Consider the following 15,380-nt stretch of genomic DNA (forward strand, 5'->3'; position numbering starts at 1 on the left):
CTTAACTAAACAAACATATTGCACATGAAAAAACACACCCGGCTTGAGGTTTTTAAGACTATGGGAGACACGGGGTTTGTTCCCTTGTTCTATAATTCCGACCCCAAAATGGTACAACAAGTGGTGAAAGCTTGTTATGATGGGGGCGCTAGATTATTTGAGTTTACCCACAGAGGAGAAAACGCCGAACAGGTATTTTCCGAACTGATCATCTTCTGCAACAAAGAATGTCCCGATATGATTTTGGGCGTAGGCTCCGTTACCGATGCCGCGACAGCATCCAATTTCATAAATATGGGGGCCTCTTTTGTGGTTACGCCGGTGCTCCGGGAAGATATTGCCATTGTATGCAATCGCAAAAAGATTTTCTGGTCCCCGGGTTGTGGCACCCTTACCGAAATTGCCCGGGCCGAGGAACTGGGATGTGAAGTGGTTAAATTATTTCCAGCAGAAGTGTATGGCCCAGAATTTATCAAGGCCGTGAAGGGACCTCAGCCATGGACCAATATAATGCCCACAGGTGGGGTGGATACCACTCGCGAAAATTTGGCCGCCTGGTTTGAGGCGGGGGCCACATGCGTGGGAATGGGTTCCAAGTTAATAGACAAAAAAGCTTTGGTGGAGGGCAATTTTGATTTGATTACCCAAAAGGTAAAAGATGTCATAAAAATCATCCAAGAGATAAAATCGGCATGAAGACCTGGTTTTTCCTCTTTTCCGCTATTTTTCTTTTGAGCTGCAAGCCAGACAAAGAAAATGTAAACTCTATTAAATTGGCCCATAGCCTTGGGGTAAGCCATCCTGTTCACGAAGCCATGGTGTTCATGGCCGATTTGGTCTCAAAAAAATCGGAAGGCAAACTCAAAATTGAAATATACCCGAGTAGCCAATTGGGTTCCGAAAAACAATCTTTGGAACTTCTCCAAATAGGTAGTTTGGGCATGACCAAGGTATCTGCTGCGGTAATGGAAAACTTTTCACCCGACCTTAAAGTATTAGGCTATCCTTACTTATTTAAAGATGATGAACATCGTTTTAAAATTTACGATGGCGAAATCGGAAAAAAACTTCTTTCCGGTTCGGAGCAATTTTGGTTAAAGGGATTGACCTACTTTGATGCAGGAAACCGGTCATTCTATACCAAGGACACCCCTATTGAAAGTCCAAAAGACTTGGAAGGGCTTAAATTACGGGTAATGCAAAGCCCCACTGCTATAGAAATGGTGAAGAGTTTTGGCGGGTCCCCTACCCCTATTTCTTGGGCCGAGCTATACACTTCCTTGCAACAAGGCGTGGTGGATGGTGCGGAGAACAATCTTCCCAGCTTTTATACCTCCAAACATTACGAGGTCTGTAAATATTTTTCCCAAAATGAACATACCTCCATTCCTGATATTTTAGTCATAGGTACATTGACATGGAACAAATTAAACCAACAGGAAAAAGATTGGTTAATGGAAGCCGTGGAAGAAGCTACCGCTTTACAGCGAAAATTATGGGAAGACGCGGAACGTGAAGCATTAATGGAAATTGAAAAGGCGGGGGTCCAGGTTGTACATCCCGATAAGTCACTTTTTGAGGAAAAAGCAAAACCCATGCTTCAATCGCTGAAAGAAAAAAATGGGCATTTGTATGAACTGATGCAAGAAATAAAAAACGCTAACTAATGAAAGACCATGTCGACACTTTTTTAGAATGGGCCATGGCTTTTTTATTGGGTGCTATGGTTTTGGATGTGTTTTGGGGCGTAGTTACCCGGTATCTTTTGGAAAGCCAGAGCTCTTGGACAGACGAACTGGCTCGTTTTTTACTGGTATGGCTCAGTATTTTGGGTGCTGCCTACGCTTCGGGCAAAAAGTTACATATAGCAATTGACCTCTTACCACAATACCTTAATCAAAAACAGCAAAACCACTTGGATATCGTTATCCATTTACTTGTACTATTATTTACTGTAGCTGTTTTTTTGATCGGTGGCATTAGGTACGTCTATATCTCATTTGCGCTGGGACAAACTTCCCCTGCCCTACAAGTGCCCATTGGTTTTGTTTATATGGTACTACCCATATCCGGAGCGTTTATCCTGTATTATAAACTATCCGAACTTTTTATCAGCCTAAAAAAATTGAATAATGGAAATTAGCATCCTAATCCTTAGTTTTCTCCTTTTGATTTCCATTCGCGTTCCCGTAGCGTGGGCTTTGGGGATTTCCTCCCTACTGACTTTACTGGTAAGTGTAGATACTTTTCCTGCAGTTACCACCATTGCCCAAAGATTGGTAACTGGGTTGGACAGTTTTTCCATCTTGGCCATACCATTCTTTATTTTGGCGGGCCATATTATGAACAAAGGGGGCATTGCCGAACGCTTGATCGCTTTTGCCAAAAGCTTGGTCGGTGCGCTCCCAGGAGGGTTGGCCCATGTGAACATTGTTGCGGCCATGCTGTTCGGGGCCATTGCAGGGTCCGCCGGAGCTGCTGCAGCGGCCATTGGAGGGTTTATGTCGGAAAAAATGGAAGAATCTGGATACGACAAAGGATTTGGGGTAGCAGTCAATGTAACTTCTGCCACTACCGGACTGGTAATTCCACCCAGTAATATTTTTATCATTTACTCAGTCGCCAGTGGCGGAGTCAGTATTGGTGCCTTGTTTTTGGCAGGATATCTTCCAGGCATCATCACCGGAATATTCCTCATGATCGTTGCCTACGTATGGGCCAAAAGAAAAGGATACCCAACCGCGGACCGAAGTTCCTTAAAAATGATTTTCACCACTTTTTTAAATGCTCTGCCCAGTCTGTTTCTTTTGATTGTGGTCATCGGTGGTATTGTGGCAGGAGTATTTACAGCAACCGAAGCATCTTCGGTAGCAGTCATTTATTGTTTGGTACTGGCCATGATATACAAAGAAATCTCGATGAAGGATATTCGCCCGATCTTGGTAGAGTCATCTTCTACCATCGCCATAGTCATGTTGCTGATCGCTGTTTCCATTGCCATGTCCTGGGTGCTTTCTTATGAAAACATTCCGCAAGCGGTTACACAGGCCCTTTTAAGCTTGAGCGATAATAAAATCATGGTAATCATCTTGATCAATATAATTTTATTGATTGTGGGCATTTTTATGGACATGACTCCTGCGGTATTGATATTCACTCCCATATTTTTGCCTGTGGTAATAGAGCTGGGCATAGATCCTGTCCATTTTGGAATTATAATGGTATTGAACCTTTGTATTGGTCTATGTACGCCGCCGGTCGGGGCTGTATTATTCATTGGTGTAGGGGTGGCCAAAACAACGATTCAAAAAGTTGTGCTTCCACTAATGCCTTTATTTTTGGCCATGATTTTGGCCTTGATTTTGGTAAGTATATTTCCTGAAATCAGCCTGTGGCTTCCTAGATTATTCGGACTCTAAAACCACGCCCCTTTTAAGGGAAGATTCCCTTACCACTATTTCCGTTCCCAGTACTGTAATTTCGGAAAGGTCGGTATCATAGGTGTTGGCGGAATGATCTAATATTCTTTTGGCAGAAATCGCTCCCATTTTACTTGCAGGGTGAGATATGGTCGACAGCGAAGGTTGCACGATGGAAGCAATGGGGTCATCGTTAAATCCGATTACCGCCAATTGTTCCGGCACATTAACCCCCATTTTCTTGGCACACATAATGGCACTCACCGCAGCGGTATCGTTGGCAGAAAAAATGCCGTCTGGTGGATTGCTCATTTTTAAAAGTTTTTTGGTCGCCTTGTTGCCTTCCTCAAAACTTAAGGTCTTAAAGTGGACTATCAAATTATCCTCAATGGGCAGACCGTGTTCACGAAGCGCATCCAAATACCCCTTTTTACGTTCCCGATATACATTTCTATGCTGTGCCCCTGCAAAATGCGCAATTCGTTTACAACCCTGTTCTATCAAATGCTTGGTTGCGGAATAACCCGCCGTGTAGTTATCGATGACGACTTTGTAGGAATTGAAATTATCCGGCACCCTGTCCACAAAGACAATGGGTATGCCCTTGTCCACAAATTTTTGGAAATGGTCCATCTCCACGGTTTCCATGGAGAGTGAAACAATTAATCCGGTAATCCTGCTATCGTAAAGTGTGTTGCAATTACTTATTTCATTCTCATACTTATCGTTGGATTGACTTATAAGTACATTATGCCCCGCTTTTCGGGCGGTTTCCTCTATTCCACTGATCAAAGATGCCATAAATGGACGATTGATCCTGGAAATAAGGACTCCTATGGTATTGCTTTTGTTATTTCTTAGTCCAGCAGCCAAGTTATTGGGACGATAGCCCATCTCTTCTGCCGCTTCCTTGATCAGCTTAATGGTTTTTTTGCTGATACTTTTATGATTGTTCAAGGCTCTCGAAATCGTCGAGGGAGAATAGTTCAATTCTTTGGCAAGATCGTAGATGGTAACCTCCTTTTTGATCTTCATTGTTCAGATTTCGCTTAGGTTGTTCAAGTCGTGGAATTGTAACAGACTTGAATTTTTATGTTGCTAAATTAACTTTTACTTTCCTTTTAGAATAATTATTTGAAATCGATTTTCAGAATTTGCCAAAATAGGGCTGTTCCAATGAAGCAGAAATTCATTATCTCCCTAGAAATCTTTACTTCAACAAAGGAAATTTGAAAATTAATTTACGCAATCGATTCCGTTAACTATATTTGAAAAAAGATATGAAAAAATATGTACTTTTTAATTCATGGGGCAATCCGGCGTTCACGTTAAGCAATAAAATATACGTCGAACATACAAAACGGGATGGATTCAAGTAGGGACGCCATGTGTAATATTGAAAAGATCTTAGCCTTAAAAATATACGTCAAACCAATATATAAAACACTTCATTAACTAATCAAACTTAAATATGGAATCAGTTTTAGAAAGGCCGGATTGGATAGTTCTGGGCATTTATTTTTTGGCCTTGATCGGCGTGGCCGTTTGGGTGGTATCCCAGAAGAACAAAAATACCGAAGACTATTTTTTGGCCGGTAGAAATGTAGGATGGTTTGTGATTGGAGCTTCCATTTTTGCTTCGAACATCGGCTCGGAACACGTTGTTGGCCTCGCAGGTACAGGGTTTGAAACAGGAACCCCAATGGCACATTACGAACTACATGCCTGGATTGTTCTTCTACTTGGCTGGTTGTTCCTACCTTTTTACATCCGAAGTGGTGCATTTACCATGCCTGAATTTTTAGAAAAAAGGTTCGATAGCCGTTCACGGTGGTTTTTGTCCATTTTCTCTTTGGTCGCCTATGTATTGACCAAGGTGTCGGTAACCATATATGCAGGAGGTATCGTTGTTTCCGAACTTTTGGGAATCCCATTTTGGTACGGAGCCATCGGTGTTGTGGTATTTACAGGAATCTATACCGTGGTCGGCGGTATGAAAGCCGTGATTTATACGGAAACCTTACAGACCGTAATCCTGATTTTGGGCTCTTTAGTGATTACTTACCTAGGACTTAAAGAAGTAGGTGGCTGGGGACAACTGCACGAAACGGTAACATCTGTAAGCCCAGATCATTTTAATATGTGGAGACCCATGAGCGACCCCGATTTTCCATGGACCGGATTGTTGTTCGGCGGTACCATTGTGGGTATTTGGTATTGGTGTACGGACCAATATATTGTACAACGTACTTTGGCCGCCAACAATATTAAAATTGGTAGACGAGGCGCCATTTTTGGAGCATATCTAAAATTGATGCCTATTTTGATTTTCTTGATCCCCGGTATCATTGCCTTTGCCTTAACGATTCAAAATCCTGAAGTTTTTAATGTGGACAGAGCGGACAGGGCCTTCCCCATGTTGGTAAAAACCCTTCTTCCTGTTGGATTAAAAGGTTTAGTTGCAGGTGGTCTTATGGCCGCATTGATGAGCTCTTTGGCATCCGTGTTCAATTCATGTTCCACAATCTTCACGATTGACATCTACAAAAAACTACGCCCGGAAAAATCTGAACGGGAACTTTTGACCATTGGTAAGGTGGCCACAGGTATCATTGTGGTATTGGGCATTATATGGATTCCAATCATGGACAAAATTGGAGGCGGTGTAATGTACCAATACCTACAGAACGTACAATCCTATATTGCACCACCAGTGACCACCGTGTTCCTATTGGGCATTATATGGAAAAGGGTAAACTCCAAAGCGGCCATTACCACTTTGTTGGCGGGATTATTCCTATTGATTCTGAGATTGGGCTCCGAAATCTATTATCAGCCAGAGATTGCAGCCGGAACCGAGGTGTCCGGTTTTCTGTTTGCGTTTGCTACGGTAAACTTTGCCCACATGGCCATCTTTATGTTTCTTTTTTCCGTAGCATTATGTATTGCTATCACTTTAGCAACCGCTCCACCAAACTATGCAGCTATCAAAGGTCTGTCCTTTGGTACACTTTCGCCTGAAGACCGTTTAGACTCAAAAGATAGTTATAGTACCATCGATATTGTACTTTCGGTGCTCTTGGTGGTAATAGTAATAGGTATCCTTTCTTACTTTACTGGATAATAATAGAAAAATCCATATGTTGAAAAGCCCCGGGATTCCGGGGCTTTTCTTATTCATGCTGTTCGGTTAATTTTTCTTCATCGATTTACACAATCGATTGTATAGATAGGTAAATAAAAAATTATCTTGCCACTCTTCCCGATGCGTCTCCTTCCATAAGCTTTTCCACCTCGGCAATTGTAGCCAGATTCGCATCACCATAAATGGTATGCTTTAAACAGGATGCCGCTACCGCGAATTCCAACGCTTTCTGATCATCGTTGTAGGTGTTCAATCCATATATCAAACCTCCCATAAAACTATCACCACCTCCTACTCTATCCACAATATGTGTAATTTGATAGGTTGGTGATTTATACATTTTTTCACCATCATACATTACCCCTGCCCATGTGTTGTGCGATGCGCTAATGGAACCTCTTAAGGTTGTAATGACCTTTTTGGCTCGTGGGAATCTTTCCATCATTTGCTCACAGACAGATAAAAATGCTTCTGCCGTTACATCTTTACCATCTTTATGGACATCCAGTCCTTTGGGGTGAATACCAAAATGTTTATGGGCATCTTCTTCGTTGCCGAGAATCACATCACAATAAGAAACCAAAGACGTCATGATGGTTTCTGGTTCCACGCCATACTTCCACAACTTGGCCCGGTAGTTCAAATCCGTTGAAATGGTGAGCCCCATTTCGCTGGCTACTTTAACTGCTTCTAAACATGCATCTGCGGCGCCTTGCGAAATGGCCGGAGTAATCCCCGTCCAATGGAACCAATGTGCATCTTTAAAAACTTCTTTCCAATCTATCATTCCCGGTTGAATTTCGGCCATAGCGGAATGCGCACGATCATAAACCACCTTGCTCCCTCTACTTACGGCACCCGTTTCCAGAAAATAGATTCCAAGTCTATCGCCACCATACACAATATGATTGGTACCTACGTTCCGCTTTCTCATTTCCATGAGCGCACATTCCCCAATATCATTTTTGGGCAAACGTGTCACAAACTCCACCGGAAGCCCATAATTGGCCAAGGATACCGCCACGTTGGACTCACCGCCCCCATAAATGGCATTAAACTCCGAGGCTTGGGAAAACCTCAGGTTTTCTTTGGGGGCCAAACGGAGCATAATCTCTCCAAATGTTACTATTTTTTTCATTTTGTCTGTTTTGTTAAACATAGTTTACTACACTTAGCAAACTAACATATTCTTGGTAAATACCTATGTCAATCCATGATGATTTTTTAACAAACGAAAGGTTTGTTTTGATATTCAAAAGCGGGAAAACCTATAGACGTATCAACAAAAAAACTTCAACCAACAGTCCAAGGAATAAATGACAGATGTTGGTTATCTTTAACTTTTAATCATTTATATGTCTTTAGAAAAATATATCGACCACACCAGTTTAAAGCCCACAGCCACCACTGCGGATATTGAAGCATTGTGCAAAGAGGCCATTGAGTATAATTTTTATGCCGTTTGCGTTAACGGCTGTTATGTGTCTTCGGCTAAAAATGTGCTGAGGGGAACACATATAAAAATTGCTGCCGTAGTCGGTTTTCCATTGGGAGCTATGTCTTCCAAGGCAAAAGTACTGGAAGCGGTCGACTGTATTGAAAATGGTGCGGATGAAATAGATATGGTAATTAATATTGGATTGTTGAAGTCGAAAGATTATGATGCCGTTAGAGCTGAAATCGAAGCGATAAAAAAAGCCATAGGCGACCATGTATTAAAAGTAATTATCGAAACATGCTCCCTTACGAATGAGGAAAAAGAAACAGCCTGTACTTTAGCTGTTGAAGCAAAGGCGGATTTTGTAAAAACCTCTACAGGATTTGGAACTGGAGGCGCCACTTTGGAAGATGTCGCACTCATGAAAAGGGTGGTTGGAGACAGTGCAAAGATTAAAGCCTCCGGGGGAATTAAAACCCATGAACAGGCCTTAAAATTCATAGAGCTTGGTGTATCAAGAATCGGAACCTCATCAGGTCCATCATTAATCCAATAAAAACATATAATGAGCACCCATATTGAAGCCCAACAAGGAGAGATTGCCGACGTCGTCCTGATGCCCGGAGACCCCCTGCGTGCCAAATGGATTGCAGAAACCTTTCTTGATGATTCCTTTTGCTATAATAAGGTACGGGGAATGCTAGGCTATACCGGGACCTACAAAGGCCAAAGAATCTCTGTTCAAGGTAGCGGTATGGGCATACCCTCTGCTATGATTTATTTTCATGAGCTCATTCAGGATTATGGGGCCAAAAACATTATCCGTGTAGGCTCTGCCGGTTCATACCAAGAAAATGTAAAAATAAACGACGTGGTATTGGCGATGGCCGCCTCCACCACGTCGGGAATCAATAGCTCAAGATTTATCCATTCCAACTATTCCCCTACCGCTAACTTCGAGCTTTTTATTAAAGCTGTGGACTACGCACAGGAACATAAGATTCCCATAAAAGCAGGCAATGTCCTTTCTTCTGATGAATTTTATGTGGATGATCCAGAGGAATATAAACTTTGGGCCCAATACGGTGTTCTGTGTGTGGAAATGGAAACAGCAGGTCTTTACACTATAGCGGCAAAGTATAACATAAGGGCATTGAGCATACTTACCATTTCAGATTCTTTGGTCACACGGGAAAAGTTGTCGGCACAAGCGCGCGAAAGATCCTTTACCAATATGATTGAAATCGCTTTGGCCACGGCTTTGCATTAAGATCATGCTTTAGGGTCTTCGTCTTCAACAGGAACAAAATCCTTTGAAACGGGAAGCTCAAAAATCTCCAAAGAAAAATATGGTAGAGCAGCGAGCAGATGATCAAATATATCGGCCAACACATATTCATAATTTTCCCATCTTTTATCTGAACTGAACGCATAAATCTCCAAAGGAATGCCCTGTGGTGTAGGTTGTAACTGCCTTACCATCAAGGTCATGCTCTTATTGATGGCAGAGTGACCTTCCAAATAAGTCGTCACGTACTTCCGAAAAACACCGAAATTGGTGAGATTTCTTCCGTTTACCAATAATTCTTTATTGATTTTGTTATCTTGGTTGTAGGCTTTGATCTGTTCGTTTCTGGCACCAATATAAGCTTCCACCAATTGTATTTTCTTAAGCTTCTCCACTTCTTCTTCGGTTAAGAAACGAATGCTTTTTTGCCTTATGATCAATGACCTTTTGATTCGCCTTCCTCCCGAAACCTGCATGCTCCTCCAGTTCTTGAAGGAATCGGAAATCAATGCATAAGTGGGAATGGTAGTAATGGTCATGTCAAAATTCCTGACTTTGACCGTTGCCAAGCTGATCTCTACCACATCACCATCGGCACCATATTTCTCAAAAGTGATCCAGTCCCCAATCCGGACCATATCGTTTATGGTTACCTGTATACTGGCCACCAAACCTAAAATCGAGTCTTTGAAAATAAGCAGTATCACTGCTGAAGCTGCGCCCAATGCCGTAAAGAACTTCCAGACGGTAGTACCCGTAACAATAGCGAAAATGGTAAGTATCCCCACTATCCATGCAAAAATCATGAATACTTGGACATAACTGTTTATTGGCTTGTCCCTAAATTTGGCGCGGGTTTTTAAATAGCCGTTTACACTTTGGAAAAACTTACGGAAGATGATCAAGACCAAAAGAACAAAGAGAATTTTAATGGTCTTCAGTGCTATGGCCTCTGCGTAATCGAAATCTTCGAAGGCTACGGGAACAAATTCCATAAGAATGGTCAAAGGAACTACATGTGCCACATATCGGGGAACCCTATGGGCCACCAAAAAGTTGTCAAAATTGTTCTTTGATTTTCTGGCCAAGCTTACCGATAATCCCCTGAGAATTTTCCAAATCAGTACATCGAGCAAGAGCACCAGTATTAGGCCCACCAACATCAGCACAATCAAATTGATGTAAGTGGCAATGCCTTCTGCCATTCCCAACTCAATCAGATAGTTATAAAGCAAACGACCTAAATCCTTGTCCATAGTTTTTCTTTGAAAGAAATATGGTACAAAATTAAGGAATCTAATCCTGCTCCCAATAGTTACGATTCATGATTTTATTTCAGAGCACAGGGTGTTGACTTGATTTTATGCTACTTCAAAGAATCCAAGATTTTTTTAAAGATCTCCGTATTTTCATAAACTCCGTTAAAATTAATGGCTCCAGGTCCATAGGCAAATACAGGCACCATGATTCCCGTATGGTCTATTGTTAAGAAATCGCCCTGGACCGTACCCGTTTCTAGATTTCCACCCACTATTCCAAAACCGGATGTCTCGTGATCTGCAGTAATAATCACAAGGGTATTCTTATTGGAGTCCGCAAATTTTATAGCTTCTGCAATGGCGCGATCAAAGTCCAACATTTCAAGAATAATATCGCTCGTACTGTTGGAGTGACCACCGTTATCAATCTGCGCACCTTCTACCATTAAAAAGAATGGGGCTTTTTGTGAATCCAAAACCTGAAGCGTTTTGGCAACACTTTTGGGAAGTGCGTTTCCTCTACCGTTTGACATGGATGGTGCCTTATTGTCCCCTAGATAGATTGCTGTTGGTTCGTCCAATCCACTGAAAGAAGAAAGGTCTGTGGTGGAAAATTTTTCTTCAATACTTTTCTTTTCTCCTTCACCACCGGCAACAAAAAGATTTAACTGACTGCGTTTTAAATCCTCTACCAGACCCGGGGTGTCATCCCGTTCTACCCTGTGGGCATAGAAAGATGACGGCGTGGCACCATAAATAGCATCTGTTGAAACTATGGCGGTGTTAAAATCTTTCTTGCTCAGCTCATCAGTTAAATTGGGTAAACTTTCACCATTTGGTCCCACACCAATTGCACGGTTATTGGTCTTTTTCCCTGTGGCCATAGCGGTAGCCCCGGCCGCCGAATCGGTAACCAAGTCGTCATAAGAAGCCGTTTTAGACAACCCGATGTTTTTTAATGAAGTTATGGTAAGATGCCCCCTATTGGCAATCATGGCTGATGAAATCTGGGCAAGACCGTTTCCATCTCCTATCATTAAAATGATATTGGCAGGTTTGGAATCGGCATCATATTCATATTTGGGTGTATAAACCTCAACTGGCGATTCCAAGGTAAATGTGTTTTTGTCCACATCGTCCAAATATTGTTTTGCCAGTGCCGGTTTGTCCGTATTGATGAAATCTACTCCCAATTTGGCCAAACGTGCCCAGGCAGTCTTTGTATCCGGTGTGGCCCAGAACCTGAATGGTTTTCCGGATGCCTTGGCCATGGAAATCGCATCTTTTACTTTGTCCAAATCCGGGCCGGTCATTCTTCCATAACCGTTCCATACCGAATAGTTTTTATAGCTCGTACTCACTAATGCCACCTTACTCAAATCAATAGTAGCAAGCTCATCCAAATTTTGATGGTCGAACCAAATAAAATCAGGATAGTTTTTGTACTCTTCTGGTTTTGGTCGATTTCCTGAAATCACAAACTTTACGTTGTCGCCATCAATAAGTGCCGGGTACTCCTTCAATATTTCCTCCAACTTTTTCAAGGTGGCGTATGTTTCTGACTTAATATCGATAAGTAATTGAAGTTCCCTAAGTTTTCCGGATGTTTCCAGATCACTGAGTTGATCCAAGTATAGTTTGTCCAAAGTATATCCTTCCACAATTTCCTCTTCCGCATGGGTAACATAAAGCTCATTGTTCCTCAAAAAAATATCAGCTTCGATAGATGATGCTCCGCTACTGTATGCAAACCAGAATGGCAATTCTTGTGCGTAGTCGTTATGCGAGTGGATTTTGTAACTGTTCTGGGCAAAAACTTTTCCGGAAATGAACAGCATTAATCCGGCAATAACCAACAAACAGGCTCTTTTTCTCATTTTGCTCGATTTAAGGTTTTTAACATTTTATGGTAAATCTCGTTGTTCTCGTAAATTCCCTGAAAGTTTTCCGCTCCTTGGCCATTGGCAAAAACCGGAATTAACTCCCCACTGTGCTGATCGGTATTGAAATATATCGATACTTTTTCGGGAACCTCCTTTTTTTCTCCCGTACTTTCATCCATCTGGTAGTGTTTGCCTATGCTCACTCCGCCTGTTTCATGATCTGCGGTGACCACCAACAGCGTATTGGGATTTGCTTTCACATAATCCAATACAACACCGAGGGTCTTATCAAAATCCAACACTTCGGTTATCATCATTTCTGCATTCTTGGCGTGGCCGCCCCAGTCTATGTATGATCCTTCCACCATCATAAAAAATGGTGTTTCTTTCTGGTTGAAATAATCTAAGGCCATTTTGGTGGCTTCGGACAAATAATCGCCCCTGCCTTCAATTTTTGATGGTATTCCATCATCCGCCAATACATAGGCATTTCTTTTACCTGTTTCAGGTTTTGAAAGCTCCAAGGTATCCAAATGATAGTTCTTGGATAGTAATTCGGCGAAAAGATCTTTGCCATCTTCTCTTTGGTTGAAAAACTTTTTACCTCCACCTGCAAAAAAATCGACTTCGGCATCTATCAACTGAGCTGCAATTTCCTCGTGCATATCACGGTCTGTGACGTGTGCATAAAAACTGGCAGGTGTTGCATGCGTTATGGTGGTGAGACTTATTAACCCGGTTTGATATCCTTGCTCCTGGAGTTGCTCCAAAATAGTTTCCCTTGGAAAGGAATCCGAAGACACTCCTATGGCTCTTTTATAGGTTTTCTCTCCAGTGGAGAAGGCCGTGGCCCCTGCGGCCGAATCGGTAATGGTGTAATCCGTTGCGGACGTTTGGTGAAACCCAATTTGTTTGAACCGTGAAAAATTCGGCAAGCTGTCGCCAAAATAATAAGCGGATGAGACTTGTGGCACACCCATTCCGTCACCAATCATAAAAATGATGCTCAAGGGTTCTTTGGAAACTACTTCTTTCTGTTCTTGTTCTTTTTTAGTACTACAGCCCACCGGGCCTAAAACAGCCATTGCCGCAATAACCATTCGATATAAAATCTTCATGCTCTTTTCTTTGTTGTTTATAAAAATGTAAGCGACAAGTGGAAAAACCAACTTGCCGCTCAGCTAAAAAATACACCTGATTTTAATAACCTTCGTTCTGCTCCAAATATCCTGCAACATTGGATGCTCCATCTATTGCATCTTGTGGAATCGGGAACAATCTGTGAAATACGTTGTCGTCCGTTTTTTCTGTCCAAGTGTCCTCGTAGTGACCAAATCGAATCTGGTCTCCTCTTCTGAAACCTTCCCAGTAGAGTTCAAATCCCCTTTCGCGGAACAAAATTTCCAAATCAATTGCTGGTAATGCTGCCGGAGTTTGAGCCGGACGTGCTGTCCTTGAAGTTCTTACGGTATTCACATCGGCAAGGGCACCTGCATTGTCGCCCAATCTCAGTTTTGCTTCTGCACGCATCAAATAAATTTCCGCCAAACGCATCAATACCAAATCAACACTGCTATAGTTGTTTCCGTTCGGTGATGTGCGACTAAACTGATATTTGGAAACACGGTAACCATTTTTGTGCAATCTGCCCTCGTTGGTAAAATCCACCTGCAAATTATGGTTCACATAGTCCACATCCCTGTCAGGGCCATTTCCTTTTCTTTGAATCACTGGATAAATACGGTAACCTTCATCACAAGTATAAAAAGCACCGTTCTCGTCCTTACGAGGTCCCCAAATTACTCCTCGGATGATACCTCTATTGATTTCAAAATCGTCAGCGGAAACACAGTAATAGTGGTCTTCATCATTCTCGGGAGAAACTCCTGTCAAATCCTGAAGCTCTGCTGGAATCATTTGATTTTCCTGATAGAATCTTGCATCTGCCTCTGCCGGATCTACATTCCCATAAGCATCTACCCAAGTTTGATAAAAATCGGATGTAATTGCCGGACCATCGGTTCCATCAGCACTTGGATGCTCTGGTCGAGGATACCACGAACCTGCCAATGACCAATAGGCCCACCGACTATGTTCGTTGTTCATTACGCCACGCTGGTCCAGTGCAAAAATCAACTCTGGATTGTCGTGGTTCTCATCGTTGAAGAGTTCAAAATACTCTGGGGACAATGAAAACATTCCCGAATCGATAATATTATCGGTATACTCGATCACATTGTTCATATCCTCGGCAGTAAAATCTGGAGTTCCATATGGGTCGCGATACACTGCAGCGTTCAAGCTCAATCGTGCCAAAAAGCCCCACACGGCAGCTTGGGAAATCCTTCCTGGCCCTCTACTCGTATTGATGACATCCACAACGGACAGTAATTCACTTTCGATATAATCGATGGCTTCTTGCCCTCTTAAAATCTCCGATAGTTCACCTGAAATTTCTTTCCTAAAGGCCAGTCCCCAACTATCCAAGGTCAGCATGTTCAAATAGGCCCTCAATGCGATCATTTCGTACAGAGCTCCCTCTGCCTGTGTATCTCCGGCCTCGGCAAGAGGTTGCAACACTTCTATTGCCGTAATGGTTCTGGAAATATTTCGGGTCACTTCGTTCCACGAGCTGCCAACAAGGTCGTTGCTGGGTGCGATATCGTGTGAATGGGCGTCCAAAAACTTTCCGTTGTCATACCAATCCGTTCCGCCACGGTACGGCAATATGGCCTCATCTGCGGGAATCAGTTGCAACCCATAGTAGTTGGTATGCCTCCAAGTCCAAGCTATTTGCCCATAGGCAGGTGCAATGGCCCCGCTGATTGCTTCGGCCTGACCGCTACCCTCAAGGGATTCATCAATAACTTCTTCTTCAAGATCTGTACAGCTTATGTTGGTCAGCAAGCCAATTCCAAATAATGCTATTATTATTTTATTCTTCATTT

General features: G+C 42.5%; 13 protein-coding genes. 7 read left to right on the forward strand and 6 right to left on the reverse strand.

Annotated features, from left to right (window positions below; all coding sequences use genetic code 11):
• Nucleotides 1–24: 24 nt before the first annotated feature.
• The 4 genes from K1F36_RS11510 to K1F36_RS11525 are packed head-to-tail and all read left to right on the forward strand — an operon-like array spanning nucleotide 25 to nucleotide 3,419.
• Entirely contained in the window at nucleotides 25–696 is a 672-nt protein-coding gene (locus K1F36_RS11510; protein WP_220113953.1) for a bifunctional 4-hydroxy-2-oxoglutarate aldolase/2-dehydro-3-deoxy-phosphogluconate aldolase, read from the forward strand.
• The gene (locus tag K1F36_RS11515; RefSeq protein WP_220113954.1) at nucleotides 693–1,667 is read left to right on the forward strand and encodes a TRAP transporter substrate-binding protein; all 975 of its coding nucleotides are present in this window, start codon (nucleotides 693–695) and stop codon (nucleotides 1,665–1,667) included. Before K1F36_RS11510 ends, K1F36_RS11515 begins: the two co-directional genes overlap by 4 nt.
• A complete protein-coding gene (locus tag K1F36_RS11520; protein WP_220113955.1) occupies nucleotides 1,667–2,143 on the forward strand; it encodes a TRAP transporter small permease in 477 nt (158 codons plus the stop codon). The genes K1F36_RS11515 and K1F36_RS11520 overlap by 1 nt, the downstream gene beginning before the upstream one ends.
• Nucleotides 2,133–3,419: a TRAP transporter large permease gene (locus K1F36_RS11525; protein ID WP_220113956.1), complete on the forward strand. Its 1,287-nt coding sequence runs from the start codon at nucleotides 2,133–2,135 to the stop codon at nucleotides 3,417–3,419. The genes K1F36_RS11520 and K1F36_RS11525 overlap by 11 nt, the downstream gene beginning before the upstream one ends.
• Here the strand turns inward: K1F36_RS11525 and K1F36_RS11530 are convergent.
• On the reverse strand, nucleotides 3,405–4,454 hold the full coding sequence (locus tag K1F36_RS11530) for a LacI family DNA-binding transcriptional regulator (protein ID WP_220113957.1): 1,050 nt from the start codon (nucleotides 4,452–4,454) through the stop codon (nucleotides 3,405–3,407). The genes K1F36_RS11525 and K1F36_RS11530 overlap by 15 nt on opposite strands.
• Before the next feature lie 436 nt (nucleotides 4,455–4,890).
• On the opposite strand from K1F36_RS11530, the gene K1F36_RS11535 reads away from it, so the two are divergent.
• The gene (locus K1F36_RS11535) at nucleotides 4,891–6,543 is read left to right on the forward strand and encodes a sodium:solute symporter (RefSeq protein WP_220113958.1); all 1,653 of its coding nucleotides are present in this window, start codon (nucleotides 4,891–4,893) and stop codon (nucleotides 6,541–6,543) included.
• A gap of 121 nt (nucleotides 6,544–6,664) precedes the next feature.
• Here K1F36_RS11535 and K1F36_RS11540 read toward each other — a convergent pair whose 3' ends face one another.
• Nucleotides 6,665–7,702, reverse strand: a complete 1,038-nt coding sequence (locus K1F36_RS11540) for a sugar kinase (protein WP_220113959.1) — start codon at nucleotides 7,700–7,702, stop codon at nucleotides 6,665–6,667.
• 217 nt (nucleotides 7,703–7,919) lie between these two features.
• Between K1F36_RS11540 and deoC the strand changes: the two genes are divergently transcribed.
• Both deoC and deoD read left to right on the forward strand, forming a co-directional pair.
• The gene (gene deoC, locus K1F36_RS11545; RefSeq protein WP_220113960.1) at nucleotides 7,920–8,558 is read left to right on the forward strand and encodes a deoxyribose-phosphate aldolase; all 639 of its coding nucleotides are present in this window, start codon (nucleotides 7,920–7,922) and stop codon (nucleotides 8,556–8,558) included.
• A gap of 9 nt (nucleotides 8,559–8,567) precedes the next feature.
• On the forward strand, nucleotides 8,568–9,272 hold the full coding sequence (gene deoD / locus K1F36_RS11550; protein WP_220113961.1) for a purine-nucleoside phosphorylase: 705 nt from the start codon (nucleotides 8,568–8,570) through the stop codon (nucleotides 9,270–9,272).
• Nucleotides 9,273–9,274: 2 nt separating this feature from the next.
• Here deoD and K1F36_RS11555 read toward each other — a convergent pair whose 3' ends face one another.
• The 4 genes from K1F36_RS11555 to K1F36_RS11570 form a co-directional block, all read right to left on the reverse strand.
• Nucleotides 9,275–10,546 (reverse strand): mechanosensitive ion channel family protein, encoded by a 1,272-nt coding sequence (locus K1F36_RS11555; RefSeq protein ID WP_220113962.1) that lies wholly within the window; start codon nucleotides 10,544–10,546, stop codon nucleotides 9,275–9,277.
• A gap of 110 nt (nucleotides 10,547–10,656) precedes the next feature.
• Nucleotides 10,657–12,426, reverse strand: a complete 1,770-nt coding sequence (locus tag K1F36_RS11560; RefSeq protein ID WP_258539039.1) for an alkaline phosphatase — start codon at nucleotides 12,424–12,426, stop codon at nucleotides 10,657–10,659.
• Nucleotides 12,423–13,550 carry an alkaline phosphatase gene (locus tag K1F36_RS11565; protein WP_258539040.1) on the reverse strand — a complete coding sequence of 376 codons (1,128 nt, stop codon included), beginning with the start codon at nucleotides 13,548–13,550 and terminating at the stop codon, nucleotides 12,423–12,425. The genes K1F36_RS11560 and K1F36_RS11565 overlap by 4 nt, the downstream gene beginning before the upstream one ends.
• Before the next feature lie 82 nt (nucleotides 13,551–13,632).
• A complete protein-coding gene (locus K1F36_RS11570) occupies nucleotides 13,633–15,378 on the reverse strand; it encodes a RagB/SusD family nutrient uptake outer membrane protein (protein WP_220113963.1) in 1,746 nt (581 codons plus the stop codon).
• Between the last annotated feature and the right edge of the window lie 2 nt (nucleotides 15,379–15,380).

This window comes from Flagellimonas abyssi, from assembly GCF_019457905.1.
Taxonomy (GTDB): Bacteria; Bacteroidota; Bacteroidia; order Flavobacteriales; family Flavobacteriaceae; genus Flagellimonas; species Flagellimonas abyssi.